The following is a 395-nucleotide window of genomic DNA, read 5'->3' on the forward strand; positions in this document are numbered from 1 at the left end:
CCGCTGCCCGTGCAGTACGCCGACTACGCCGTCTGGCAGCGCGACGTCCTCGGCGACGCCGCCGACCCGGACTCCGAACTGTCCCAGCACCTCGCCCACTGGCGTGAGGTCCTGGACGACGCACCGCCGGAATCGACCATCACACTCGACCGGCCCCGGCCGACCCAGCCGACCCACCAGGGTGTCGACGTCGAACTGACGATCGCCGCCGACACCGTGACGGGCCTGCGCACGGTCGCGGACAACCTGAACGTCACCATGTTCATGATCCTCCACGCGGCCACCGCCCTGACGGTGTCGGCGCTCGGCGGCGGTGCCGACCTCGTGCTCGGATCCCCCGTCGCGGGCCGCACCGAACACGAACTCGAAGGCGTCGTCGGCTACTTCGTCAACAC

At 70.4% G+C, this 395-nt stretch carries 1 protein-coding gene; it reads left to right on the top strand.

Translation table 11 applies throughout. The features are described from left to right. The coding region (locus tag LO762_RS32255; protein ID WP_230620149.1) for a condensation domain-containing protein at positions 1-395 on the top strand (395 nt) is incomplete at both ends.

Source organism: Actinocorallia sp. API 0066 (assembly GCF_020991275.1).
In the GTDB taxonomy this organism is placed as follows: Bacteria; Actinomycetota; Actinomycetes; order Streptosporangiales; family Streptosporangiaceae; genus Actinocorallia.